The 26,413-nt window shown below is 59.8% G+C and carries 24 protein-coding genes; 13 read left to right on the top strand and 11 right to left on the bottom strand.

The window, feature by feature from the left end:
• Positions 1 to 142: 142 nt before the first annotated feature.
• The 4 genes from AAA138_RS05300 to AAA138_RS05285 all read right to left on the bottom strand — a co-directional run bounded on the left by AAA138_RS05300 (position 143) and on the right by AAA138_RS05285 (position 2,819).
• Positions 143 to 1,000: an HAD family hydrolase gene (locus tag AAA138_RS05300; protein ID WP_349089847.1), complete on the bottom strand. Its 858-nt coding sequence runs from the start codon at positions 998 to 1,000 to the stop codon at positions 143 to 145.
• 87 nt (positions 1,001 to 1,087) lie between these two features.
• On the bottom strand, positions 1,088 to 1,351 hold the full coding sequence (locus tag AAA138_RS05295; RefSeq protein WP_349089845.1) for a P-II family nitrogen regulator: 264 nt from the start codon (positions 1,349 to 1,351) through the stop codon (positions 1,088 to 1,090).
• Positions 1,260 to 2,279, bottom strand: coding sequence for a putative ABC transporter permease (locus AAA138_RS05290; RefSeq protein WP_349089843.1), 1,020 nt, complete (start codon positions 2,277 to 2,279; stop codon positions 1,260 to 1,262). Before AAA138_RS05290 ends, AAA138_RS05295 begins: the two co-directional genes overlap by 92 nt.
• A gap of 3 nt (positions 2,280 to 2,282) precedes the next feature.
• Positions 2,283 to 2,819, bottom strand: coding sequence for an HD domain-containing protein (locus tag AAA138_RS05285; protein ID WP_349089841.1), 537 nt, complete (start codon positions 2,817 to 2,819; stop codon positions 2,283 to 2,285).
• 228 nt (positions 2,820 to 3,047) lie between these two features.
• Here AAA138_RS05285 and AAA138_RS05280 point away from each other — a divergent pair, with 228 nt between their 5' ends.
• The 6 genes from AAA138_RS05280 (at position 3,048) to AAA138_RS05255 (ending at position 9,824) form a co-directional block, all read left to right on the top strand.
• Entirely contained in the window at positions 3,048 to 4,832 is a 1,785-nt protein-coding gene (locus tag AAA138_RS05280; RefSeq protein WP_349089839.1) for a 1-deoxy-D-xylulose-5-phosphate synthase, read from the top strand.
• 669 nt (positions 4,833 to 5,501) lie between these two features.
• Positions 5,502 to 6,497 carry a glutamate ABC transporter substrate-binding protein gene (locus AAA138_RS05275; RefSeq protein ID WP_349089838.1) on the top strand — a complete coding sequence of 332 codons (996 nt, stop codon included), beginning with the start codon at positions 5,502 to 5,504 and terminating at the stop codon, positions 6,495 to 6,497.
• Positions 6,498 to 6,635: 138 nt separating this feature from the next.
• On the top strand, positions 6,636 to 7,295 hold the full coding sequence (locus AAA138_RS05270) for an ABC transporter permease subunit (protein ID WP_349089836.1): 660 nt from the start codon (positions 6,636 to 6,638) through the stop codon (positions 7,293 to 7,295).
• The gene (locus tag AAA138_RS05265) at positions 7,292 to 8,125 is read left to right on the top strand and encodes an amino acid ABC transporter permease (protein ID WP_349089835.1); all 834 of its coding nucleotides are present in this window, start codon (positions 7,292 to 7,294) and stop codon (positions 8,123 to 8,125) included. Before AAA138_RS05270 ends, AAA138_RS05265 begins: the two co-directional genes overlap by 4 nt.
• Before the next feature lie 36 nt (positions 8,126 to 8,161).
• Positions 8,162 to 8,926 (top strand): amino acid ABC transporter ATP-binding protein, encoded by a 765-nt coding sequence (locus AAA138_RS05260; RefSeq protein ID WP_349089834.1) that lies wholly within the window; start codon positions 8,162 to 8,164, stop codon positions 8,924 to 8,926.
• Between the two features lie 88 nt (positions 8,927 to 9,014).
• Positions 9,015 to 9,824, top strand: a complete 810-nt coding sequence (locus AAA138_RS05255) for a gamma-glutamyl-gamma-aminobutyrate hydrolase family protein (protein ID WP_349089833.1) — start codon at positions 9,015 to 9,017, stop codon at positions 9,822 to 9,824.
• A gap of 105 nt (positions 9,825 to 9,929) precedes the next feature.
• Here the strand turns inward: AAA138_RS05255 and AAA138_RS05250 are convergent, their stop codons facing one another.
• From AAA138_RS05250 to AAA138_RS05240, 3 genes are all read right to left on the bottom strand, one after another.
• Positions 9,930 to 10,286, bottom strand: coding sequence for an Hpt domain-containing protein (locus AAA138_RS05250; protein ID WP_349089832.1), 357 nt, complete (start codon positions 10,284 to 10,286; stop codon positions 9,930 to 9,932).
• Between the two features lie 24 nt (positions 10,287 to 10,310).
• Positions 10,311 to 12,191: an HD domain-containing phosphohydrolase gene (locus tag AAA138_RS05245; protein WP_349089831.1), complete on the bottom strand. Its 1,881-nt coding sequence runs from the start codon at positions 12,189 to 12,191 to the stop codon at positions 10,311 to 10,313.
• Between the two features lie 211 nt (positions 12,192 to 12,402).
• Entirely contained in the window at positions 12,403 to 13,200 is a 798-nt protein-coding gene (locus AAA138_RS05240) for an alpha/beta hydrolase (protein ID WP_349089830.1), read from the bottom strand.
• 175 nt (positions 13,201 to 13,375) lie between these two features.
• Here AAA138_RS05240 and AAA138_RS05235 point away from each other — a divergent pair, with 175 nt between their 5' ends.
• The 3 genes from AAA138_RS05235 (at position 13,376) to AAA138_RS05225 (ending at position 16,265) form a co-directional block, all read left to right on the top strand.
• Positions 13,376 to 14,152, top strand: coding sequence for a radical SAM protein (locus AAA138_RS05235; protein ID WP_349089829.1), 777 nt, complete (start codon positions 13,376 to 13,378; stop codon positions 14,150 to 14,152).
• Positions 14,153 to 14,312: 160 nt separating this feature from the next.
• A complete protein-coding gene (gene map / locus AAA138_RS05230; protein ID WP_349089828.1) occupies positions 14,313 to 15,200 on the top strand; it encodes a type I methionyl aminopeptidase in 888 nt (295 codons plus the stop codon).
• Between the two features lie 477 nt (positions 15,201 to 15,677).
• Complete coding sequence (locus AAA138_RS05225) at positions 15,678 to 16,265, top strand: D-2-hydroxyacid dehydrogenase (RefSeq protein WP_349089827.1); 588 nt, start codon at positions 15,678 to 15,680, stop codon at positions 16,263 to 16,265.
• Positions 16,266 to 16,626: 361 nt separating this feature from the next.
• On the opposite strand, the gene AAA138_RS05220 is transcribed toward AAA138_RS05225, so the two are convergent.
• Together AAA138_RS05220 and AAA138_RS05215 are read right to left on the bottom strand one after the other, a co-directional pair.
• Positions 16,627 to 16,809, bottom strand: a complete 183-nt coding sequence (locus tag AAA138_RS05220) for a hypothetical protein (RefSeq protein ID WP_195568563.1) — start codon at positions 16,807 to 16,809, stop codon at positions 16,627 to 16,629.
• Positions 16,810 to 18,195 carry a M18 family aminopeptidase gene (locus AAA138_RS05215; protein WP_349089826.1) on the bottom strand — a complete coding sequence of 462 codons (1,386 nt, stop codon included), beginning with the start codon at positions 18,193 to 18,195 and terminating at the stop codon, positions 16,810 to 16,812.
• Positions 18,196 to 18,356: 161 nt separating this feature from the next.
• Here AAA138_RS05215 and AAA138_RS05210 point away from each other — a divergent pair, with 161 nt between their 5' ends.
• From AAA138_RS05210 to AAA138_RS05195, 4 genes are all read left to right on the top strand, one after another.
• On the top strand, positions 18,357 to 19,442 hold the full coding sequence (locus AAA138_RS05210; RefSeq protein ID WP_349089825.1) for a carcinine hydrolase/isopenicillin-N N-acyltransferase family protein: 1,086 nt from the start codon (positions 18,357 to 18,359) through the stop codon (positions 19,440 to 19,442).
• 141 nt (positions 19,443 to 19,583) lie between these two features.
• Positions 19,584 to 20,663, top strand: a complete 1,080-nt coding sequence (locus AAA138_RS05205; protein ID WP_349089823.1) for an ATP-dependent 6-phosphofructokinase — start codon at positions 19,584 to 19,586, stop codon at positions 20,661 to 20,663.
• A 459-nt stretch (positions 20,664 to 21,122) separates the two neighbouring features.
• Complete coding sequence (locus AAA138_RS05200) at positions 21,123 to 22,037, top strand: helix-turn-helix transcriptional regulator (RefSeq protein ID WP_349089822.1); 915 nt, start codon at positions 21,123 to 21,125, stop codon at positions 22,035 to 22,037.
• A 452-nt stretch (positions 22,038 to 22,489) separates the two neighbouring features.
• Positions 22,490 to 22,810 (top strand): hypothetical protein, encoded by a 321-nt coding sequence (locus AAA138_RS05195; protein WP_349089821.1) that lies wholly within the window; start codon positions 22,490 to 22,492, stop codon positions 22,808 to 22,810.
• A gap of 116 nt (positions 22,811 to 22,926) precedes the next feature.
• Here the strand turns inward: AAA138_RS05195 and AAA138_RS05190 are convergent, their stop codons facing one another.
• Positions 22,927 to 25,692 carry an FtsX-like permease family protein gene (locus AAA138_RS05190; RefSeq protein ID WP_349089820.1) on the bottom strand — a complete coding sequence of 922 codons (2,766 nt, stop codon included), beginning with the start codon at positions 25,690 to 25,692 and terminating at the stop codon, positions 22,927 to 22,929.
• Between the two features lie 5 nt (positions 25,693 to 25,697).
• Entirely contained in the window at positions 25,698 to 26,399 is a 702-nt protein-coding gene (locus AAA138_RS05185) for an ABC transporter ATP-binding protein (protein WP_117584156.1), read from the bottom strand.
• Positions 26,400 to 26,413 lie beyond the last annotated feature (14 nt).

Here is a 26,413-nt window from a genome sequence, read left to right as displayed (position 1 = left end):
ATCAGATGGAGGGCGCTGCCCGGCACATGGAACTGCCGCCAACAGCATCAATTCTATCAAAGCGCAGTTAGATATGCGAATGTTTGTTCGTATTTCAAGAGACCAGCGTCACCTGTGACAAAGGGGCAGTCCCTTTGTCACATTATTCGATGACGGTGCGGGAATTCTGCTTATGCATGGTGGCGAGCATGTGTTTGGGGACGGCGTGGACCATGCAGCTGCCGATGGTCGCGCTCGCGGCGGCCTTAGCTGCATCGCTTGCGTTTTTGGTCGCGTAGCTGTGGCGGAAACATTTGAGCATGGCAATGTCGTTGCCGCCGTCGCCGTAAACCGCGACCTCGTCCTCGGCAATACCGTAGTAGCCCGCCAGCCAAGCCACACTCTCGCCCTTGTTGCACGCCACGTCCGTGATCTCGAACATCACCGGATCAAACGGCGCGTTGACCACACGGTCCGAGCGCTCAGCCAAATATGCCTTAAGGTCGCACTCCAGCTCGGGCGAGGTCACGCGGCAGTTGATCTTGCAAACATCGTGGCGCAAGATGTCGCCGATCGACTGATCGAAATACTGCTCCTCGTGATACCCGCCACGCGCACGCATGCCGCGCATCACAATACGCTTGATGGGGCTGTCCTTTTTAAAGCCCGCCTGGTGCATCTCGAACGATCCACTCGAGAACATGCCATCGGGCGTGGAGCAATCAAAGCAAATGTCCGGGAACGCCTTGAGCAGCTCCTCGGTAATCTGCGGATCGATAGTCCAGGTCTTGAGCACCTCTCCATGGCCGTCGCGCACGATGGAGCCGTTAGAGCAGCAGGCATCGAGCGCCAGCCCCGTAAAGCCATGCTCGCCGATTGGCAACGTCGAGCGTCCGGTCGCGGGAACCACGTGCAAGCCAGCCTCGGTCAGCTCGCGAATGGCACGGCGGATGGTCCCATCCGCCTCGTGCAGAGCATTCAGCAGCGTTCCGTCTAAGTCGCTCGCAAACATCTTGATCATGGGCGTGCCTCTCCTTCGTCTGCACGATATTGTAGACGAGAACGGGCGCGCCCCGAGAGAGGCGCGCCCGTCAGGCGAAAGATTGCCCTACGCCGCAGAAGGGCCGTGTTCGCCGGTACGGATGCGGATAACTTCCTCGACCGGCTCGACCCAGATCTTGCCGTCTCCAACGGCGCCGCAATCTTGGAAACGGCGCGGCAACGGGCGCGAAACGAACGGAAATACGCGAGCAAGGGGGCCGCGAGCACACCCGTCCCGGCTAACGCCGAAACAGCTCGTGAGCGCGGTCGCGGAGATTAGTTGCTCGAATGACACCTTCGTAGCGATTGATGCGCAGACGCGGGAAGGCATTGAAGAAGCGCAGGTCGCGACGACTGAGCGACACACTCGGCACCGGACGGCTCGCGCGCCTGCCGGCACGGAGACGGGCGAGCGACGGATGGGGCACGCTCGGCGCGGCATCGGCCACGCGGCGGGCGGCAAGCGCCAGACCATGAGCGCCGTCCGAGATAAACGTCGGCATCGAAGCCTTCTCACGCAGGGCATCGAGCGTTGCGTCGCCCAGCTCAGCCAGCCACGCATTAACGGCACGACTGCGGATATGCGTCTGCGCCACCGAGTCAATCGCCGAATCGGGAATACGTTCGAGCATGGAGTCAGACGCATCGGCAAGCGATTCGTTGATGCGATCGGCAAGGTCGGCTCGGACGCGCTCCAGCTGATCGGACAGGCGGCGCCAGCTGGCCAACGAGCATGCCGCGTCGACCATCATCGCGACCGCGACGATAAAGGCGGACAACCGCACAATCAGCACCGGCAGATGGCCAAGCACCCCCAGCAATGCCGGCTCCACTAAACGGCAAATGCACAACGCACCCAAGCCAAACGCGCAGGCCCAGTACAGACAGATGCGTCCGTGCAGGTTAAACGGCAGGTGCGAATAGTCCCAAAAGCGAGCGCCCGTTGTTTTTTCCAGCAGCACGCCTACGCTGTACTCAATCACGCTGCATACGAGCGCTGCGGCGACAAACTGGCTCGACGCATCCGGAATCCCGCGCAGCAAAAGCCAGCAGGCAATGCCGCCCACACCATAGATAGGGCAACACGGCTCCAGCAAAAATCCACTGTTGGCAAATCGTCCGTGATTGAGCATGGCGCATACTGTCGACTCCCATGCCCAGCCGCAAAACCCGTAAAAGGCAAACGAGAGCACCAGTGCCGAGAGCGGACAGGCGGCAAGCGTCGCGCCGCCAAACGCCATATCAATCGCGGTTTCCACCGTCTACCCTCTCCTCTTTTCACTCGATGCTTTACTCACGCCATCGTCCGCCTCGCCCTTGCGCGGCAGGCGGCCGGCGACTGTCTCGCGCAGCGCGCACCATTTGTCTGCCAGGCATACAATCCAAGCCTCACGACACGTCGGCGGCACTGGCACCAGCGGAAACATATGCCGCACGATAATATTCCGTTCGCGCGGCGTCAGCTCAAAATCCTCCTCCGCACGCGCCAGGGCAAAAAATGGATGCCGAAATCCGTGCAGTCGATGGCTCGGGTCGGGGTCGTGCCAATCGTAGAGAAAGTAATCGTGTAACAGGGCTCCGCGCAGCAGCGAGGCACGGTCGATTGAAATGCCAGCACGGCCCAAGCGCTCGGCAAAGGACAGACTTGCCCGTGCCACCGAGGTCACATGTGCATAGACCGTCACGTCGCCATGCTGGATAAACTCGTGCGTCAGGTCCAAGCGGCCCGCCTGGGCAAGCTGACGGGCGGCATCGTCGACCTCGTGCGCGATTTTCTCGGAACGAACGGCACTGGACATGCTGCCTCCTTCCAGCGGCTCACGGCGGCAAACCACGGACTGCACGCATTGAATAAAATCATCATCGAATTTACCAGTATGGCATCGGACAAAACGTTTTGCCCCGCCAGTTGGCGAATTACCGCGCCGCCGTCACATATCAAACGCCAAAATGTGCGAGACTGTTTTGTGCAATTGTGCCGGCCGAGGGAGCGCCGGTGCTCGATTCGCATGGAGTAACCCACAACGATGCTGCTTACGCAAACGACAACGCCCGAGGACGTCAAGGCTCTTAATCGCGCCGAGCTCCCGCAGCTCTGCGACGAGATTCGCCACGCCATCCTCGAAAGCTCCGCCGCTGTCGGCGGACACGTTGCCCCCAACCTGGGCGTCGTTGAGCTCACGGTCGCGCTCCATCGCGTGTTTAACTCCCCCACCGACAAAATTGTCTTTGACGTGTCGCACCAGACCTACGCCCACAAGGCGTTGACCGGGCGCGCGTACACCTATATCGACCCGGAGCGTTATGGTGAAGCTTCCGGCTTTGCCAATCCCGACGAGTCCGAGCATGACCTGTTTGCCATGGGTCACACCTCGACCTCGGTGAGCTTGGGCTGCGGCCTTGCCCATGCGCGCGACCTTGCGGGTGACACGTATAACGTCATTACCGTTATTGGCGACGGCTCGCTTTCGGGCGGTCTGGCGTTTGAAGGCTTTAACAATGCCGCCGATCTCGACAGCAACTTGATCATTATCGTCAACGATAACGACCAGTCCATTGCCGAAAACCACGGTGGTCTGTATCGCAATCTGGCCGAGCTGCGCGCCAGCAACGGCACCTGCGAGCGCAACGTTTTCCGCGCGCTGGGGCTCGACTATCGCTACCTGGACGCCGGTAACGATGTCCAAGCGCTGGTCGATACGCTGCAGGAGCTGCGCGATATCGATCATCCCATCGTGCTGCACGTCTCCACCGCCAAGGGCAAGGGCTTTGAGCCGGCCCAGAGCGACCCCGAGCACTGGCATCATGTGGGGCCCTTCGATATGGCAACCGGTCGCAAACTTTGCCCGGGCCACCCGAGCGAGCCCGCGCCGCGCACCTATGCCGATATTACGAGCGAGGCACTCAACGCCGCTATCGCGAACGACCCGCAGGTTGTCGCCATCACGGCTGCCACGCCCTATATCATGGGCTTTACGCCCGAGCTTCGCGCCGTGGCAGGCAAGCAGTTTGTCGACGTGGGCATTGCCGAAGAGCACGCCGTCACCTTTGCCACCGCGCTCGCCAGCGCCGGCGCCAAGCCGGTCTTTGGCGCATACGGCACGTTTTTGCAGCGCGCCTACGATGAACTGTGGCACGACCTGTGCCTCAACGACGCCCCCGCAACCATCCTGGTGTTTGGCGCTTCGGTCTTTGGCACAACGTCCGAGACGCACCTCTCGTTCTTTGATATTTCCATGCTGGGCGGACTTCCCAACATGCGCTACCTGGCACCGGCCTGCATGGAAGAATACCTGTCCATGCTGAGCTGGTCGCTCGACCACCGCGAGCATCCCGTGGCAATCCGCGTACCGGGCATCGGCCTGGTAAGCCGTCCCGATCTGGCGCCCGCCGAGGGCGCCGATTATGGCATCGTGCGCTACGACGTCGCGCGTCAGGGCCGCGATGTAGCCGTGCTTGCGCTTGGCGACTTCTTTGAACTGGGCGAGCGCGTGGCAAACCGCTTGGCTGCCGAGTACGGCATCGAGGCCACGCTCGTCAACCCGCGCTTTGCAACCGAGCTTGACCGCAAGTTTCTCGACAGCCTTGCCGCCGAGCATCGCGTTGTCGTCACCCTCGAGGACGGCATCTTGGACGGTGGGTGGGGCGAGCGTGTCGCGTGCTACTTGGCCTGCACGCCTGTGCGCACGCGCACCTTTGGCATCGCCAAGGGCTTCCCCGACCGCTACGACCCCAACGAGCTGCTCGCGCAGAACGGCATGACGGTCGAGAACATGGCCGCCGAAGCCGTAAGGCTACTCAATCAGCACTAGAGAAAACCACCACAAAGGGGACAGGCACCTTTGTGGTGGTTTTTGTTTTCGCGGCGCGATTATCTCGATCTGTAACATCTAGGGCCCGAATTCCCGTCTAACTGTTACAGATCTAGACAAGACGTCTTAGTCCCTGACCTTTGTCTCAATCTGCAACAGATTGAGACCTTTTAGCCGTCCAGATGTTACAGATTGAGACATTCAAATCCCCCTAAGGGTAAAATCTCGATCTGTAACAGTAAGAACCCATTTCCTCGTCTACCTGTTACAGATCGAGACATTCGAATTCCCTTAAGAGAAAATCTCAATCTGCAACAGTTACTCGGCAAAAACGACTGCAGATGTTACAGATTGAGACAAAGCAGCGAGGCGGGCCGCCACATCTGCAAGAACCACCACAAAGGTGCCTGTCCCCTTTGTGGTGGTTTTCGTTGCCGCCATTATAGCGACCGCAGCGAGCGACCACGCCGTCCGCAAAACGCTTTCTTAACTACAATAATCGACGTTTGCCCAGATAAAACCTACCAAAATAAACCTGTCCCTTTTTGGTAGGCACAATAACCCATAAGGTAAGTATGTTTCTGAGTTATTTCGTGTTGACCCATTTGAGCGCGATAGGGTATAACTCTACTCAACCGCTAGGGATTTTATTGAGAAAGGTGTTCTACCATGAGCAAGAACCTCTCCCAGCAGGTCGTTCTCGACCGCCGCGGCTTCGTTGCCGCCACCTTCGCAACCGTCGCCGGCCTTGGTCTTGCCGGCTGCTCCGACACCAGCGCCGAGGCCGACAAGGGTTCCGCCGCCGGCTCCTCCAAGGGCTCCGAGGATACCGAGGTTTCCGCCACGCTCGATGCCAAGGCATTCGACAAGCTCGTCGGCAACGGTCCCAAAGCCGATAACGACGCCATCGCCGCCAGCACCTGGGCGACGGCCGTTAAGAACGCCGGCGTCTTTAAGATCGGTGGCGTTCAGACCTCTACGCTCTTCTCCCTCCTCAACGAGAAAGACGGTCAGACCCGCGGCTTCGACGCCGGTATCGCACAGCTCCTGTCCAACTACATTCTGGGCGAGAACAAGGTCGAGATCACCCAGGTGACCTCGGACACGCGCGAGTCCGTCCTGCAGAACGGCCAGGTCGACGCCGTCTTTGCCACCTACACCATCACTGACGAGCGCAAGAAGCTCGTCTCCTTTGCCGGTCCCTACTACTACACCCAGCAGGCCATCCTGGTGCTCGCCGATAACGACGACATCAAGAGCGTCGACGACCTTGCCGACAAGAACGTCGCCGTCCAGTCCGGCTCCAACGGTCCCGCCATCCTGGAGGAGTTCGCCCCCAAGGCCAGCCAGCAGGAGTTCAAGACCGACGAGGAGGCCCGCCAGGCACTCCAGCAGGGCCGCGTCGATGCCTACGTCATCGACAACAACATGCAGCAGAGCGCCCTGGTCCGCGAGCCCGGTAAGTACAAGATCGCCGGCAAGTCCTTTGGCAACAAGGAGCCCTATGGCATTGGTCTGCCGCTCGATTCCGACGGCGTCGCCTTCGTCAACGACTTCCTTAAGAAGATCGAGGACGACGGCACCTGGACTGAGCTGTGGCAGATCTGCATCGGCGACCGTACGGGCGACACCAATGTTCCCGAGCTGCCCGAGATCGGCGCCTAGGCAGCGAGCCTGGTAACGGCCGCAGCGAAACCATATGGAAACGCATGGTACGCTTTATTGCGGTAAACTGTTTCCTCACTGAGTTGTCGGGGCTTCCGTACACACGGGAGCCCCTTTCCTTATCGACGGGAGGTCCGCATGAGTCTCTCCGAGCTCTGGTCGCTCTATGGCCAGAACTATATCGACGCGCTGCTAGCAACCTGGGGCATGACGCTTGAGTCGTTTGCCATCGCCATGGTGTTGGCCGTCGCCGTCACCGTGATGCGCGTGTCGCCGCTCAAGCCGCTGCGCGTCTTTGGCGACCTGTATGTTCAGGTCTTCCGTAACATCCCCGGCATCGCGCTGCTCATCATCGTCGTCTATGCGCTGCCGCCGCTTAAGGTCGTTCTGCCCTACCGCACCTGCGTTATCGTCGCCACGGTCCTTTTGGGCTCGGCCTTTGGCTCCGAGAACTTTATGAGCGGCATCAACACCGTCGGCGTCGGCCAGGTGGAAGCCGCCCGCTCGCTGGGGATGAGCTTCAGCCTTATCCTCGCCAAGATCGTGATTCCGCAGGCGCTGCGTTCGAGCGTGCTGCCCATGACCAACCTCTTTATCGCCGTCATGCTCACCACCGCGCTCGGCAGCCAGGTGCCGCTTAAGCCGCAAGAGCTCACCGGCGTGGTTAGCTACATCAACACGCGCTCACTTGGCGGCGTCGCCGCGTTCTTTATCTCGGCGCTCGGCTACCTGGGCACGGCCTTTGTGGTGAGCCACATTGGCAACTATATCGATAAGAAGGTGAGGATCCTCCGATGAGCAAGCATTCCTTCCCTGCGCTTACCATGCGTGATGCGCTCTACGAGGCTCCCGGCCCCAAGATGCGCGTCAAGATTCGCATCGGCACCGCCATCTCATTGGTTGCCGTGGCAGCGCTCATCACCTTGGTACTGCAGCGCTTTTATGTGACCGGTCAGCTTTCGGTCCACTACTGGTACTTCTTTACACACCTCACCACCTGGAAGTTCCTGCTTGCCGGCTTTGAGGGCACCGTCAAGGTCGCACTGACCGCGGGCGCCATTGCGCTGGTGCTGGGCCTCGCCCTCATGCTCGGCCGCACGAGCGACATTAAGCCGCTGCAGCTGGTCTGCCGCGTGCTTACCGACTTCTTCCGCGGCGTGCCGAGCCTGCTGTTCATCTACTTCTTCTTTTTGGTGCTGCCGCAGTACAAGATCTCGCTGCCGTCGTTTTGGATGCTCACGCTTCCCGTCGCGCTCGCCGCAGCCGGCGTGCTGGCCGAGATTTTCCGCGCCGGCGTCAATGCCGTGCCGCGCGGTCAGGTCGAGGCAGCCCAAGCGCTCGGTCTCTCCAAGGCCAAAATCACCTTTAAAATCGTGTTGCCGCAGGCTATTCGGTTTATCATTCCGTCCTTGATTTCGCAGCTTGTGGTCGTAGTCAAGGACACCACCGTTGCCTACGTGGTGAGCTACCCCGACCTCATGCAAAATGCCCGCGTGCTCATTACCAACTACGACGCCCTCGTATCGGTCTACCTGGTGATCGCGGTCATCTACATCCTCATCAACGTCGCGATTAACAAGGCCGCTGTCTACGTTTCGCACAAGACCGGCGCGACCATCATCCGCTAACACTTTACCATTTCGAGTCATAAGGAGCCGAGCACCATGGCACAGAGCACCTCTTCCACCGGCAATCAGCCGCTGATCGAGCTCAGGCACGTCGATAAGCACTACGGCGATCTGCACGTTCTCAACGACATCAATCTCTCGGTCGACCGCGGCGAGGTCGTCGTTGTGATCGGACCCTCGGGCTCGGGCAAGTCGACCATGTGCCGAACCATCAACCGCCTGGAAACCATCGACTCGGGCGAAATCCTCATCGAGGGCGAGCCCCTGCCGCAGGAAGGCAAGGATCTTGCCCGCATGCGTGCCGAGTTGGGCATGGTGTTTCAGCAGTTCAACCTGTTTGCACATATGACCGTACTGCAGAACGTCATGCTGGGACCGGTCGATGTGCTGGGCGTCTCCAAGGAGGAAGCTCGTGAGCGCGCCATGGACCTGCTGGGCCGCGTGGGCGTTGCCGAGCAGGCCGATAAGGTGCCCGCACAGCTCTCGGGCGGCCAGCAACAGCGTGTAGCCATCGCACGTTCGCTTGCCATGCAACCCAAGGTCATGCTTTTTGACGAGCCCACGAGCGCCCTTGACCCCGAAATGATCAACGAGGTGCTCGAGGTCATGGTCCGTCTGGCCCAGCAGGGCATGACGATGATCGTCATCACGCACGAGATGAACTTCGCCCGCCGCGTGGCCGACCGCGTCGTGTTTATGGCCGACGGCCAGATCGTGGAAACCGGCACACCCGACGAGTTCTTCGACCACCCCCAGACCAAGCGCGCCCAGGACTTCCTCAACTCCATTAAGGGCCACTAACCAGACCGCCCCGTGGGACAAATCCATTGAAAGTGTTGTCCCACGTCTCTCATGTGCCCTGTCACCTTCAGATTCGAAAGCAACACCTATGATCGGAACTCGCACTTCATCGTCATACACCCCGCACGTCGACGTCGCCCCCGCCGACCGCCCACTCATCCTCGTCGCGCCGCGCTGGGAAGAGGCGAAGCCGTTTTTGAGCGAGACGCTCTCCCCCAACGAGGAGATCGCCAGCGTCTTTGTCGATGCCATCCTTGCCGCCGGCGGCCTGCCGCTGCAGATGTCCATCACCGAGGACATTGAGGTCATCCGTCATTACGTCGATATCGCCGACGGTATCGCCATTCCCGGCGGCCCCGATGTCAATCCCAAACGTTGGGGCGATGATCGACCCTACGACCCCACCCTCTGCTGCGAGATCCGCGATAGCTTTGAGTTTAAGCTGGTCGGCGAGGTGCTACGCGCCAAAAAGCCGCTCTTTACCACCTGCCGTGGCACGCAGCTGCTCAACGTCGCCACCGGCGGCACCCTGTGCATGGACGTGCCGAGCCTGGGCGCGCGCGAGGGTCGCACGCAGTGGCGCCACACCCACGTGCTCAACGACCCCGTGCACCCCGTCGAGGTCATGCCGGGCTCGCTGCTGGAGCGCGCGGTTGGCGGACACAGGCTGATCCAGACCAACTCGGCACATCACTGCTGCGTCGATCGTCTGGGTAAGAGCACGCGCTTGGTCGCCAAGGCAACCGACGGCGTTCCCGAGTGCATCGAAGTCGAAGGCCAGCCGTTCTGCCTGGGCGTGCAATGGCACCCTGAGTATACGTGGAAGACGCTCGAGACCGACTTTAACCTGTGGAAGTCGTTTGTCGAGGCAGCGGCAAAGGTTAAGCAGGCTCGCTAGCTAACGAATCGCACAACAGACAAGGGTGCCCCACCGGCCACATGGTCCGACGGGGCACCCTTTTGCCTATATGCGGCAGGCACACAGCCCAAGGCCCGCAAGCTCTTATTCAGCCGCCTCGCGCAGGGCCGACATCGTAGCCGCATATTGCCGCTGCAACGCATGCATTCCCTCGCGAGCGCCGTCAACGGCATCGGCGCCGCGCAGCGCCTCGGTCACCACGACCGCCGGCTCATACAGATTATCGAATCCCAGGTTCTGGCTCACGCCCTTGAGCGTGTGCGCTGCCATAAACGCACCTTCGGCGTCTCCCGCCGCCATGGCGGCCTCCAGCTTGTCCATGCTCTCGTCATCCAAAAACTTGAGGGCAAAGCGGGCGAGCATTTCCTCGCCCATCAGCCGAGCGCACGCGTCATCATAATTGGCGCCGATCTTCTCATACGCCTCACGCATGGAAATCATGGATTCAAAACTCCTTTGGTCAAACTAAATCGTGGGAAACGCGACGACATCGGCGGGGCGTGCCAACGTCTCGGCAATTTGGTCTTGCACCTCGAGCAGGCAATCGAGCAGCAGTGGGTTAAAGGTACCGCACTTACCGTCCAGGATCATCTGGATCGCCTCCTCGTGCGGGATAGCGTCCTTGTACACGCGCACGCTCGTCAGTGCATCGTACACGTCAGCCACCGAAACCACCTGCGCGGCGATGGGGATATCGTCGCCCTTAAGGCCATCGGGATAACCCTTGCCGTCCCAGCGCTCGTGATGCCAACGCGCAATCTGGTACGCATATTCCATAAGCGCATTGCCGGCGTGATGGCTACCCAGCTCAAGCAGCATGTCAGCGCCGATCGTGGTATGCGTCTTCATAATCTCGAACTCCTCGGGCGTAAGGCGTCCGGGCTTGTTGAGAATCGCATCGTCAATCGACATCTTGCCGATATCGTGCAGCGCCGAAGCCAGAGCAATCGTGGAGCGCTCCTCATTGTCAAGGGAAATGGTGTCGCTACGCTGGACCAGACAGCCAAGCAGCAGCTCGGTCAGCTTTTCGATGTTCGTAACGTGCCTGCCGCTCTCGCCGTTGCGAAGCTCCATGACGCCAGCCATGATGTCGATGAGCATGCGACTGTTCTTGACACGCTCGTTGTACTGCTGGGACAGCAGGCTCGTCAGGCGGCGCTGTTTGGCGTATAGGCGGATGGTGTTGCTTACACGGCGGCGCACGACACGGGAGTCAAACGGGCGGTTGATATAGTCCGAGGCGCCCAGCTCGTACGCGCGCAGAACCATATCATCGGAATCTTCGCTCGAAATCATGATGACAGGCAGATTGTCACTAACCGATCGGCGCGACAGACCGGCCAGCACCTCAAAGCCGCTTATGCCCGGCATGACAATATCCAGCAGCACGAGCGACAGCTCATTGCCATAGCGGTCGACCATGTCGAGCGCCGTACGACCGTTGTCGGCCTCGAGGATGCAATACTCGTCCTTGAGCATCTCGCTGAGAATGACTCGGTTCATCTCGGAGTCATCGACAATAAGTACCAAAGGCTTTTTGCTTTGGAAGGCCTCGATGGAATCGGCATCGGTCACGACCGTACCGGCTTTTGCCTTAGCGCGGCTCAATAACTGGACAGCGCGGCCAACGCCCTCATCGACCGTCTCGCCATGAATGCGAACGCCACCAACACATGCCGTCAAGCTCACGTACTCATGGCCCGGAATAATCGTGGAACGAACGGCATCGGACACCTGATGCAGGCGACGGGTGAAGTCATCGGAGGGAATATTGGGCATGACAACCACAAACTTGTCGCAGCCATAGCGCACAAGCTCGTCAGTCGAACGGATTCCGCTGCGCATGGCTGTCGCCACAGCACCGAGCGCAAGGTCGCCGGCATGACGGCCACACGTATCGTTGAAGACCCTAAAATCATCAAGGTCGATCATCGCAACGCCGGCATTCATGCGGGCGCTACGGAGCTTTTCCTCGTAATATCGGCGATTGTGCACGCTCGTCAGCACGTCGGTGTAGACAAGGTCCTCTTTTGCAGCCTCTTGCCCATCGATCGGACGCACCATCAGCAGGACATGAGGCTCGCCCTCGACCTTCAGAGGGCGCAGATGGGCGCGGTACTCAACGCCATCGTTGAGCAGTTGCTCCGACACCTCATCGGAATCTGTCAAGGCCTCAAGACTTGCCTGGCGCAAACAAGGGCAGCGATCACCGGCGAGCAGGCAGTTAGGCTCGCTCTTAATCTGATCGGCCGACAGCAAACGTACCACGGGGTAGGTCTTCGCGACACGGGCGACCTCGGCGGCAGCCTCCTCGTCGGTTAGATTGACCTCGTGATTATTGAGCATATGGGGCCCTTTCGATAGCTTCGCATGGTAGCGGTGGGTTCCAAATGTTACAAGGGTAACACCTTGCCGATGCAGGTAAGCACGTAAATGCTGTTACATTTTTATGAGTTGGCAGACGGCGCGATTGAAGCCGCAGACGTGAAGTTTTGAACACATTTGTTAACACGGACGAAACGTTTGCGGGTGAAGGCTGCTTTGGCTATTGCGAGTGCTAGAACCCCAGGATGCCACGGACAGTCTGGGCAGCCGCTGCCGGGCGATCGCGCAGGCCGTTGTGCGCGCCGGGAACCGTTACGAGTGGACAGTCCAAAAGCTCAGCCGCCACCCTCGTGCCCGCCTCGCGAGGCGTGCCAATCGAGAGCTCGCCCAGGAGCACGGCGGCCACCGTTTTCGACGCACGAACGCTATCCCAATCGGGAACGCAGGTCATAGTAATCCCGTATTCGTTTGCCATGAAGCCGCGGCCGTTGCGCAGGGCATGCTTGGCTTCTGCCTCGGTTAACTTGGGGGCCTCAGGGTCCGAATCGCCGATGGCGCCCAGGAAGGCCCGTAATGCCCTGGAGACCTTTCCCGCGGCGATCATCTCGAGCAAAACCGGGGCCGCGCCCAGACCGGCACCCTCATCCGTCACGGCGGGTTCATGCAGAATCGCACGCGAGATTATGGTGGGGTTTGCACGGAGAAGCTCCAGCGTCACCAGCGTACCGGCACTGTGCGCGAGCACGTTTGCCGGAGCGCCAATATGCTCGATAACAGCCTGCAGGTCGGCGGCCTGGGCAGCGAGGTCGTAGCGTCCGTCTGCAGCGTCGCCGCTCTCGCCGCAACCGCGGCGGTCATAGGTAATGACGCGATAGTCACAGGCGAGCTCGCGGGCGATGGCGTCAAAAAAGACGCCGTCGACGCAGGCACCGTGCACGCACACCAAGGCAGGTGCATCGGACGATACAACCGGGCCGGCATACTCGCGGCAGGCGATCGTAGTGCCCGCATTCTCGACCGTAAAATCCATGTTGTGCCCCATCGTCTTGCGTTTTGTTAACAGATTAACTGTACCCGACCCGATACCTTTCATGACGCGGCATCGAAGGCAGAGTTAAAAAACGAAACCTGCAAAGCACAAGCCCGGACCATACGTTGGAGCCGATGCTATGCTTAAGGTTAATTGTCTTGAGGAGCTTTTACCTATGTCTACGTTTCTAAATGCCAGCCCCATCTTTGGGCCCGTTCGCAGCCGTCGCCTGGGCCTTTCGCTCGGTGTCAACATGATGCCGGCCAGCGGCAAAATCTGCACGTTCGACTGCATCTACTGCGAGAACGGTCTCAATGCCGAGCGCCCCTGTCACGAATCGTATAACACGGCTGCCGTGGTGCTCGATGCACTCGAGGCCAAATTGCGCGAGATGGCAGTCGAAGGTGAGCTGCCCGATGTAATCACGTTTGCCGGCAACGGCGAGCCCACCGCCGCACCGGAGTTTCCGCAGGCCATCGCCGGCGCTGTCGCGCTGCGCGACGAGTTTGCCCCAAACTCCAAGATCGCCGTGCTCTCCAACGGCACGCGCGCCGACCGCCCCGAGGTGCACGACGCGCTCATGATGGTCGACGACAATATCCTCAAGCTCGATACCGTCGACCCGGCGTTTATCCAGCTGCTCGACCAGCCTGTTGGCCCCTACGATGTGGAGCACCAGATCGAGACGTTCGCAAGCTTTGACGGTCACGTTATTATCCAGACGATCTTTTTGACCGGCGAGTATCAGGGCAAGCTCATCGACAACACCGGCGAGGAGTACGTTGCCCCCTGGCTCGCGGCGCTTGAGCGCATTCGCCCACAAGAAGCAACCATCTACACGGTGGCGCGCGAGACGCCGATCGCCGGCCTTGCCAAAGCAGCGCCCAAGGTGCTCGACGCCATTGCCGCGCGCGTCCAAGCCCTCGGCATCCCCTGCCAGGTGAGCTACTAGCAAAACCACGCAGCAGCTAGTGCCCGCTATCCCGCCCCATCAGTTGCGGTGATATAGTTCCTATTTGTGCTGTTAAACCGCTTAAATCGGAACTATATCACCGCAACTTTTATGGACGCATGGGTGGGCTATACTAGCTGCGGATGAAAGGAAGTTAGCCATGTATGACAAAGGACCCGTACCCGGCCGCAACGACGCTTGCTGGTGCGGCAGCGGCAAAAAATATAAGAAATGTCACAGCACCTTCGACGAGCGCCTCGAGCGCCTGTGGGAGGAGGGCTGGGAGGTTCTGCCCCGCACGCTCTACAAGACGCCCGCCGACATCGAGGGCATCAAGCGCTCCGCCGCCATCAACGTGGGCGTGCTCGACTACGTAGGCGAGCACATCGCCGCGGGCATGACCACCAACCAGATCGACCAGATGATCTACGACTACACCGTCGAGCACGGTGGCACGCCGGCCGACCTCAACTACGAGGGCTACCCCAAGAGCGTGTGCACCTCGATCAATGACGTGGTCTGCCACGGCATCCCCTGCGATACGGACGTGCTGCACGAGGGCGACATCATCAACGTGGACTGCTCCACGATCCTAGACGGCTACTTTAGCGACTCGAGCCGCATGTTCTGCATCGGCGAGGTCTCGGCCGAGCGCCAGCGCCTGGTCGACGTCACCCGCGCCAGCGTGGAGGCGGGTCTGGCAGCCGTCAAGCCATGGCTGCCGCTGTCCGTTATGGCCGAGGCCGTACAAAAGACGGTCGAGGACGCCGGCTTTAGCGTGGTGCGCGAGTACGGCGGACACGGCATCGGTAAGGAGTTCCACGAGGACCCGTTTGTGGGCTTTACCACCGAGGCACCCGATGTGGACACCATCATGGCTCCGGGCATGGTCTTTACCATCGAGCCCATGGTCAATGCCGGAGCGCCCGACATCAAGATTAGCAAGGGTGACGGCTGGTGCGTGCGCACCAAGGACGGCAGCGATTCGGCCCAGTGCGAGGTACAGCTCGTGGTGACCGAGGACGGCTACGAGCTGCTCAGCTGGTAGTTGTGGATGCGCCGGATGCTGACGGGCACGCTCGTCTTGCATCCGGCGTTTTTGTTTGAGCGTTTTGCCTGATAAAACCTGCCAAAATAAACCTGTCCCTTTTTGGCAGGTCGAGCGGAGAGGACTGCTTGTGAACATTCTGGTTTTGCTGCCCGTCAACGACCGCCATCGCGCAATTCTTGAGTCGAGTGCTCCGGGCGAGAACTTTTTCTACACGAGTGCCGACGCCGCCACGCGCGAGCAGGTCGCCAACGCCGACGTGATCTTGGGCAACATCGACCCTGACATGCTCACGGCATGCGAACATCTCCAGCTGTTGCAATTGCAGACTGCCGGCTATGACGATTACTTAGCCGCCGGCACCGTGCCAGCCGACGCTAAGCTTTCCTGCTCGGTAGGCGCCTACGGCCAGGCCGTGAGCGAGCATATGTTTGCCATGGTCCTTTCCATGATGAAGCGCCTGCCGGCTACCACGACTTGCAGCGCGAGCATCGCTGGGAGGATTTGGGGCCGGTCACCTCGCTCAAAAACGCCAACGTTCTGGTGCTGGGCGCGGGCGATATCGGCGGCCACTTCGCCACGCTCTGCCGCAGTATGGGTGCGCACGTCCGCGGCATCAAGCGCCATCCGCTCGTCTACCCCATTGTGTTTGAGGACATGGACGGCATGGACGCCCTGCCCGAGCGCCTGGCCGAGGCCGACGTCGTCGCAACCTTTATGCCCAGCACACCCGAGACCCGCGGTCTGGCGAACGCCGAATTCTTCGCCGCGATGAAACCAGGCGCTTTCTTTGCCAACGGCGGCCGCGGCGACCTCGTGGTTGCTGACGACTTGGTTGCCGCCCTGGAGTCGGGACATCTTGCCGGCGCCGCGGTCGACGTCACCGACCCCGAGCCGCTGCCTGAGACAAGCCCCCTGTGGGATGCGCCCAACATGCTCATCACACCGCACGTCTCCGGATGGTTCCACCTGGAGGCTACGCTCAACAACGTGGTCGACATCGCCGCGGAGAATCTGCGTCATCTACAGGCGGGCGAGACGCTTCGCTGCTGGATCGAACACTAGGGTTCCGCCGTTCTAACGAACGGCGGACCGGTCGACGCTGCGCGCCGCCCAGAACGACAATTTGTCATTCAAAAGACAAGGCATGACCAGAAGGTCTATGCCTTGCCTTTTTCATGCCAACTTGTTCGCTCTGGACATCGCTCGCTGACGCTTGCTCAACCCGCGGTGTCTTAACAATTCTGTCCAGCTGTTGGCATTGCGGCATTTTCCCAGATAAAACCTGCCAAAATGAACCTGTCCCTTTTTGGTAGGTTGGGTGTAATGGGGTCAGGTTGGCTTGCGCCATACCGGTAGTTCTGTCTGCAACACTCTCGCCAAAGTGATATCAAACATACATCTAGCGTTTTCGACACTTCGCTTATTAGAGCCAGTCCGTCTCCTCGTCATAGCGGTCCGAATAGGCGTTACGCTTGAGTTCTTCAGCACTCGTTGGTCGCGCCTTGGACACGTCGACCCCTGACTCGTGGCAAGCGTCGACGAACAGCTGTAAACCCCGATCAATAAGCTGAGCCCCACGCTCGGCCTTCATTTCTTCGGCTCGCATTTAGAGCTCCACGCTTTCGGCGCCGTTGATGGTTAGGTTGCGCTCGTAGAAGGCCGTGAGGGCGCGGATGGCGCACATCACGTCGCGTACGCCGCCGGTCTCGTAGCTTGAGTGCATGGCCAGCTGCGGCAGGCCCACGTCCACGGCGTGCATGCTCGCCTGCATGTTCGACAGGTTGCCGAGCGTGGAGCCACCCGCCATATCGCTCTTGTTGGCGAAGGCCTGCGTGGGCACATCGGCGTCATCGCAGATAGCCTGGAACAGCGCGCGGCTAAAGGCATCGGTGCAGTAGTGCTGGTTAGCGGCTTCCTTGATGACGATGCCGCCGTTGAGCACAACCTGGTTGCGCGCATCGCACTTCTCGGCGTGGTTGGGGTGCACGGCATGCGCGTTGTCGCAGCTCACGAGCATCGATGCGGCAAGGGCGCGATGATACGACTCGTCGTCAAAGCCCAGCGATCCGTTGATGCGGCGCAGCGCATCGGCCAAGAACGTCGACATGGCGCCCTGCTTGGTCTCGGAGCCAACCTCCTCATTATCAAAGCAGCAGAAGACCGAGACGTCGCGCGCGTTCTCGGCACCCAAAAATGCCTGCAGCGAGGTGTAGGCGCAGGCCAGGTCGTCGAGCTTGGGCGTCGAGATAAACTCGTCGGCCCAGCCCCAAATGCGCGCATCCTGACGATTGACCAGGAACAGGTCGCGACCCAAGATTTGCTCGGGCCCAACATCCAGCTCTTCGGCGATCAGGGCATCAAAGTCGCCCTGCTTAAGGTCACCGGCGCTGATGAGCGGGCACAGGTCGACAGCTCGGTTGGGAGCAAAGCCCTCGTTGACGCCGCGGTTCATGTGGATGGCAAGGCTCGGGATAATAGCGACCTCGCGCTCGGTAGCGAGCAAACGACTCTCGATACGGTCGCCCTCGCGCACCAGCACGCGGCCCGCGAGCGCCAGCGGGCGATCGAACCAGGTGTAGTCGATCATGCCGCCGTAGGCCTCGGTGTTCAGGCGCAGCGTCTCGCCTGCGCCATCGAGCTCGGGCACGGCCTTGACCTTAAACGTCGGCGAATCGCTGTGCGACGCCGTGAGCTGAAAATGATAGTCACCGGCAACGCCGTCCTCGCCCCACGTCGCGGCCAGGTCCTCGCCCACCTTAAAGGCAACAACGCTCGAGGTGTTGCGCTGCGTGTAATAACGCCCGCCCGGCTCGATGTCCCACGCCGCGTTCTCGGGCAGGTAGGTAAAGCCTGCCTCGTCGAGCTCGGCCATAATGGTCGCCGCCGTATGGAACATGCTGGGACATGCCTCGATAAAGTCGATAAGGTCGTTGGCGGCCTCGATATCGTCGGCCGTCACGTGCACGCGCTCGGGCGTTTCCTGATCCGTCATGCTCTCCCCTTTCGCTGGGTTGATGGTCCCCTCCAGCATACCCCGCCACGCCAGCGCCGCACTCTTCATTCCGTGCTTAATTCCGCGCCGCTCACCAAGTTGAGCCATCATGCCCGCGCTCCTTTTGCGACAATTGCGCTAACAGGACGAGAGGAGCCGTCATGAAGCCACGTAACATTGCCATCGCCTGCGGTGTCGCGGGAGTCACCGTCGGCCTTGCCGCTGCCGCCGGCATCGTTTACCGCAAGCAAATCAAGTCCGCCGCGTCGCTCAGACGCTTGACCGGCCACGCGGATGGCTATGACCTGTACGCGATCGACATCGCCTACGACTACGACCTCGACTGCATCATCGCCGCCGATGTGCGCGACGACCAGGCCTACATCGATGCTGTGGTGGCACAGGTGTTGCCCGGCGTGCCAGCACATGTCCAGGCGCCCCAGTTTGCCTGCAGCGCTTTTATCGCCGTAGATGCCGAAGGCCGCGTGCGCACCGGTCGCAATTACGACTTTAAGGACGACACCTCGGCGCTGCTGGTGCGCAATCACCCACGCGGCGGCTACGCCTCCATCGGGTTTGCCGCCCTTAACAACCTGGGCGCCAACACTCCGCTTGATTCCGTCGCCGGACGTGCCGCGGCGTTGATGGGCCCGTTTGCCCAGCTCGACGGTGTTAACGAATGCGGCGTGTCCATTGCCGTACTCACTCTGGATTCCAAGCCCTGTGACCAGGACGCGCAACGCCCCGTCATCAATACCTCGCTCGCCATCCGCCTGGTGCTCGACCGTGCCGCCACCACGCAAGAAGCTGTCGACCTGCTTTCCGCCTACGACATGCACGCCATGGCAGGACGCGATTACCACTTCTTTATCAACGACGCCGCCGGTGACGCGCGGGTGGTGGAGTGGGATCCGCGCGACCCCGACCGTGCATGCAAAGTGACTCCTGTACGCCAGGTTACGAACTTCTATGCCTGCTATGGCGACGAGGTGCTGCCCAACCAAAAGAATGGCGAGCTGGGCCATGGTAAAGAGCGCGCCGTCGCAATCGCCGATGTCCTTGACGCCCATGTCGGTGCCCAGGACGAGGCAGTCGCTTGGAAGGCCCTACGCGCCGCAGCGCAAGAGCCCAATCCGGATGATATCACCAGCAATACGCAGTGGTCGGTCGTCTTTGACAACACCGAGCCCGCTGCCGCCATCACGCTGCGCCGCCACTGGGGCGACGTCGATGCCTTCGCGCTGTAAGGAGCTGGCACCGTCGTCCTTACGCTCGCCTGACGTTGCTTACATTTCCATACGCTTGAGCTAACACGTTTTACCCCCGCATCAACAGTGTGCGGGGGGTAAACTTATGCGCATGTTATAACTTGCCCGGAAGGATTCACCATGCTTAGGATCGGTCTTCTTACTAGTGGCGGCGACTGCCAGGCGCTCAACGCCACCATGCGCGGCATTGTCAAAACGCTTATGACCAATAGCGAAGAGCCTATCGAGATTTATGGCTTTGAGGACGGCTATCAGGGCCTTATCTACAGCAGGTTCCGTGTCATGACGCCCGCCGATTTTAGCGGTATCCTCACCCGCGGCGGCACCATCCTAGGCACGAGCCGCACGCCGTTCAAGCGCCTGAACCTTCCCGAGGCCGACGGCGTCGAGAAGGTGCCCGCGATGGTCCACACCTATCACAAGTTGCAGCTCGACTGCCTGTTTATGCTGGGCGGCAACGGCTCCACCAAGACCGCCAACCGCCTGCGCGAAGAGGGCCTCAACGTTATCGCTCTGCCCAAGACCATCGATAACGACACCTGGGGCACCGAGCTGACGTTTGGCTTTACGAGCGCCATCGACGTCGCCACCAAGTGCATCGACGACATCCACACCACCGCTTCGAGCCATGGGCGCGTATTCGTTATCGAGATCATGGGCCACAAGGTTGGCTGGATCCCGCTGTACGCCGGCGTCGCGGGCGGCGCGGATGTCATCTTGATTCCCGAGATCCCCTACGACATGGACCAGGTCATCAAGACCATCGAGCATCGCATGGAGACCGGCAGCCGCTTTACCATCGTGGCCGTCGCCGAGGGCGCTATCTCCAAGGAGGACGCGGCGCTGTCCAAGAAGGAGTACAAGAAGAAGCTCGCCGAGCGCACGAGCCCGTCAATCGTCTACGACATCGCCAAGGAGATCGAGGCCAAGACCGGTCGCGAGACCCGTGTCGCTATCCCCGGTCACACGCAGCGCGGCGGCCAGCCCGACGCTCAGGACCGCATCTTTGCGACCCAGTGCGGCGTCGAGGCAGCGCTCGGCTGCCTGCGTGGCGAGTTTGGCTACATGATTGCCTTGCGCGACGGCAAGATGTGCCACATGCCGCTCGAGGAGGTCGCCGGCAAGCTCAAATATGTCGACCCCCAGAGCGATCTTGTGCGCGAGGCCAAGGCGCTGGGCATCAGCTTCGGCGACGAATAGCCTCGGCTGGAACTGCTCTCATCGGAGGCCCCGGGGCTTTCCTCCCAAATCGTCCTCGGACATGTCAGGACCCCGCCGTGCGCTTCGCGCGGCGGGGTCCTTCCGTCCTGCGGAAAGATTTGGGAGGTAAGCCCTGGGGCCTCCTGCGGCAACTAGGGAGGTCGAGGCTATTCGTCTTCTTGCTGTAGGTGCCTGGTCTGAAATTCAGTTGCGGTGGAATAGTTCCTGCTTAGCCCGCAAATGGCTGAATTTAGGAACTATTCCACCGCAACTTACTGAGTGGGAGCTCTTGGCTGCTATTTGCACTGACATTTGTCCTGAAATGGCTGGTCGTTAGGGGTTGCTACCGGTAGTTGCGGTAGGGTTGGAGCAGATTCTAACTAGAAATGGTGGTCGCTACCGGTTGTTCTCGGCATACTCGGCTCATTCGATTACGGTCACCATATGAAAGGAACTGTCATGGATCTTGCGATGGCGCAGCGCCTCGTCGATCGCCGCAAGGCTGCCGGTCTTTCTCAGGAGGCGCTTGCCGCACAGCTGGGCGTGAGTCGTCAGGCTGTCAGTAAATGGGAGCGCAGCGAATCCTCGCCCGATACCGATAACCTTATTGCGCTCGCCGCGCTGTATGGCGTGTCGCTGGATGAGTTGTTGTATGGGGAAGCGGCTAGCGATGCCGATAGCTCAGAGGACGGCAGCACCGAAACGGTGGATGAGGCTAAAGAGGCCGAAGATTCTGCCGAGCACGCCGATTGCGGCGACAAACCACTTGTCGATATTTCCCTCGCGCGCGGCATCCACGTCATTGATCCCAATAAAGGCGAGGAAGTCCATGTTGGCTGGAACGGCATCCATGTGACCAACGAGCGCAAGGGCGAAGAGGTGCATGTGGGGCCGGACGGCGTGCATGTCGATACGCTTGAGGACGATGGACATAGCGTGCATACCAATGACGACGGCACCGTCACCATCGACGGCGAGACGTTCTCCAGCTGGAAGGAAGCACACGACAAGCTCGACCATCATGGCAAGCATTTCCACACCAAGGTCGGACGTACATGGAACAAATTCCCCTTCCCCGCGCTTGTCGCCCTCGCCTATCTGGTGCTCGGCATTGTCTACGGCACATGGGCTGCGGGACTCTTCCTCGTCTTTTTGATTCCCGTCTACTACGCATTTGGCGACTTTATCGACCAACGCCACTTATCTAAGCTGATCGATGTCGTCTATTCAGTCAGTGCCGAGGCATGGTTCCTCTACATGTGGCTCTGCCTGGAACAACCCCATCCCGCCTGGGTAATCCTCATCACCATCCCGGTCGTAAAAGCACTCATGCGCTGGTGCCGCAAACAATGGAAGCATCGCGAGCGAGCCTAAACCATCCCAGCCCGACAGCAGCACCCAACTAGTACTCCCCCGCCCATCCCCCTAAGTTGCGGTGATATAGCTCCGGTTTTAGCCTTGAGTAGTCGAGTTTAGGAACTATTCCACCGCAACTTACGAATGGTCGGAGCGGCTACAGCACAAGCGTCGGCGTTCGTTTGATGGTCCGCCACGAAAAGGGGCAATCTACTACGTTTAACTCGATGGGGCCAACCATGACCGCCTTTTTCGAAAATCGACAGGCCTTCTACCTGCGGTTTTATTTTTCGTTTTCCCGGCATGGTTGAGGGTATCCAATTAAACGTAGTAGATAGGCCCGTTTTGTGGCATACGACCCATTCAAGCCCAATCTCGAAGGCTAAAGAGAGCCTCTCATCCACGCCTGCGAGCGAAAACCAAATAGAATGAAAGGCAAATGGAAAGCTCGTTTGACGAGCGGAGAACACATGCGCGACATAGCCGAAAGCGACTGGAAGCTGTTTAAGAAAATGCTTCCTCAATGGCAAGAACGTTATATGGAAAAGCTCATCGGCCAGTACGTTGAGATGCTGAACGGCGACAGCGAAGCGTCCAGTAGATTTTGGGCACTAGAAGAGCGCCTCAATAGAGACAAGCTGTCCTCAGGCGTAATTGCAAGCGACATTCGCCGCAGCACAATGCACCGCGAGATAGCCAATTTGCTTATCGACAGCGTGATCACCCTTGACGACCTTGACGGTTTTACCGAGGACATTAAGAGCTATGCGCAACACTGGATTGGCCAGTAAGAGCACTGAACGACAGACATCCCCAGCAAAACGGGGCAAACGCCGGGCCACCTAATGGTTATCCGGCGTTTTGCCAGGTAAAACCTGCCAAAATTAACCTGTCCCTTTTTGGCAGGCTACTCGGCGCTCTTGAGGGCGCCGACCATGTCGATCCTATTGAGGGTGCGATTGGTAGTGAGGTTGACGATAAACGTAAAGACAAAGGAAAGCACTACGGCGAGCACATAACTCAGCGGCTGGACCTCAACGTCAAAGTAGAGCGACGGCATCTGCAGAATGTACGTAAAGCTCTCGGCCAGCAGGCTACCCAGCGGCACGCCCAGCGCGGAGCCAATTGCCGTGAGGATTAACGTCTCCTTGTTGACGTAGTGGTGTACCTCGCCACGGCGGAAGCCCAGCACCTTAATGGTCGCCAGCTCGCGCTCGCGCTCGGAGATATTCGTGTTGGACAGCGTAAACACCACCACAAACGATAGGCACGCTGCCATAAAGGTCACGAGCACCACGACAGAATTGATAATCGTAAAGTTCGCCTCGTAGTTCTGCCAATGTTCGGCCGTGCTCGAGATGGTGAGCCAACCGTCGCTCTTAATCTTCTTGCTAAACGCAATCTGGTCAGAAGATGAGCCCTTAAGCAGCACAAAGATGCCGTTAAGGCGTGCACTTCGACCGAACGCGCGCTCATAGGTGCCCTGCGTCATGTAAAGCGTGTTGCCCAGATAGTTAAGCGAAATGTCGCTGACTTTGACCTTGGCAACATTGAGCGACGAATCCTGGACGTGAGCCGTATCGCCCGGCTGAATCCCCAGCACCAGCTGTGAACTTTTGCTCAGATACACGTCTCCGTCACGCAAAGACAGCGGTTCTTTGGACTCATCCTCCAGGCGCACGTAATCGCCCAAGTCACCCGTGCGGTCATCGGGCACCACGATCAGCTGCACGGTCTCGCTCTTTCCGCCGAATGTAAAGGTAACGTTGTCGGTCATAATCGGCAGCGTCGAAGTCACGGTCACGTTGGAATCATTGGCCGCGCTGCGCTCATCCAACGCCGCGCACGTCTGCGAAAAATCGTCGGGATTGGCGACCGCCAGCAGGTCGTAGCGCGTGATATGCCCGTACTGTTTGGGCGAAAGCGCCACCGACGTATCGCGGATGCCCATGCCGCAGATCACGAGCGCCGTGCAGCCGGCGATACCGAAGATGGTCATAAAGGCGCGCTTTTTATAGCGGAATAGGTTGCGTGCGGCGACCTTGTTCAAAAAGCCCATGCGGTGCCAGATAAAGCCGATGCGCTCGAGCAAGATACGCGAGCCGGCGCGTGGGGCCTTGGGGCGCATGAGCGAGGCAGGGGTCTCGGCCATCTCGTGGCGGCAGGCGATAATCGCGGCGCCCACCACGCCCACGGCAAACAGCGCCACCGAGACGATTGAAGACACGATATCGTACGAAAGCAGCATCTGGGGCAGTGAGTACATGTCGTCGAACACCGTAAACAAGAACAGCGGCAGGCCCACAAATCCGATGATGTTGCCGAGCACGCCGCCGATCAGACACGCCCACAGTGCGTAGTCTACGTATTTGGACAGGATGCGCCCGCGCGAATAGCCGAGCGCCTTGTACAGGCCAATGAGCGTGCGCTCCTCCTCGACCATACGCGTGGCGGTGGTGAGGCTGATGAGCACGGCGACGATAAAGAAGATGAACGGGAACACCGTGGCGATGGCCTCAATTGACGAGCTATCGCTTTCCACGCTCGAGTAGCTTGCGATATTGCCGCGGTCCTGGATGTACCAGGTGCATTCGCCCAGGTCAGAGAGCTCGGAGCGGGCATCGGCAAACTGCTGGTCGGCGGCAGAACGGCGCTGGTCCAACTCGGCCTGAGCCTGGACGCGCTCCTCGCTGCCCTCGGCCATACGGTTGATGTTATCCTGCTCGATCCCAAAGAGCATGGCGGCCTGACGCTCGGCCGTATCCAAGCTTGTCGGCGTGTCAACCGTCAACTCCTGGACGCGCGCCTTCTCACGCTCCTCGCGGATCTTCTCGATGTTGCCTTTGACCTCGTTGATCTTTGTCGTGTAGGCATCTGAATAGGAGTTAAGACTCTTGGCTCCCTCGACGATCACGTGGACTGCGGAGTAGGAAGAAGATGTCGCGGCATCTTCGCTCACATAGAACTTATAGTCCGCAGCCGAAGCAGCGCGAAAGGCGTTGACCGTCGAGTCGGAGCTCACATCAGTGGGATCGAGAACCTCGGCCGTGATGGTGTAATCGCCATCGGCAAACTGATCCTTGGCACTTTGGTTGGACGAGCTCGCGTCATTGGCGGCAAAACTCACCGTATCGCCGAGCTTTTTGCCCGAAGCCTTCAGGAACTTCGAAGTCACCGCGACCTCATCGGCGCTCTCGGGCAAATCGCCGCTCACCAGCACCGGCTGATCGATGTTCTCCTTGGAGAGACTTTGCACGACCACGCGCTCGCGCGTTGTGCCCACGGCGGTGTAGGCGGTCTCGGTGTAGATGCCCTCGGCCGTCTCGACGCCGTCGACCTCTTGGATAGCCGCGAGATCGTCGCGCGTAAGGCCATAGGTCGACTGCACGTTAATGTCATAGACATTCTGCTGGTCAAAATAGGCGTCGACCGAATCGCACAAATCCTCGCAGCCCGCCTTAAGGCCGCACATCACGCTCACGCCGAGCGCAGTGATGACCACGATAGATAGGAAGCGCTTAAGACTGCCCCGAATCGTGCGGTAGATGCCTCGGCGAAAAACCGTCGGCACCATATCGTTTGAGCTTTGAGCGGTACGGTAGGTCGCGAACTCCCGATCGCGGCCCGCGTGCTCCGTATCGTGGTTTTGGCTGTTTTGGCAATCTTGGTCCATGGGCGCTACCACTCGATCGTCTCGATGGGCACGGGATTTTGCTGGACCGTCTCGCTCTCCACGCGACCACTCTTAAAGCGGATCAGGCGATCGGCCATGGGCGCGAGCGCGGAGTTGTGCGTGATGATGATGACCGTAATGCCCTGCTTACGGCAGGTATCCTGCAGCAGCTGCAAGATCTGCTTGCCGGTTTTATAGTCGAGCGCGCCCGTGGGCTCGTCGCACAGGAGCAGCTTGGGGTTCTTTGCCAGTGCGCGGGCGATGGACACGCGCTGCTGCTCGCCGCCCGAAAGCTGTGCCGGAAAGTTGCCCAGGCGCTCGCCCAGGCCAACCTGGCGAAGCGTCTGTTCGGCATCGAGCGAATCGGGGCAGATTTGCGCCGCGAGCTCGACGTTTTCGAGCGCCGTCAGGTTGGGGACCAGATTGTAGAACTGGAAAACAAAGCCGACGTCGGCGCGGCGGTATTCCACGAGCTGCGCCTCGTTGGCAGCGCTCACGTCACGCCCGTCCACCGTCACGGTGCCGGAAGTTACCGTGTCCATACCGCCCAGGATGTTGAGCGCCGTGGTCTTGCCGGCACCCGAGGCGCCCAGGATAATGGCGAGCTCACCGCGCTCAACGGTAAAGCTCGCGCCGTCGAGCGCATGAATGCGGGCGTCGCCCTCGCCGTATGCTTTGATGACGTCTTTGAATTCGATATAGGCCATCGATCAATTCCCAT

It is taken from the genome of Collinsella sp. CLA-JM-H32B (assembly GCF_040098065.1).
GTDB lineage: Bacteria > Actinomycetota > Coriobacteriia > Coriobacteriales > Coriobacteriaceae > Collinsella.
The sequence above is the reverse complement of the archived record's forward strand: the minus strand, read 5'-3'. Positions and strand labels throughout refer to the sequence as shown.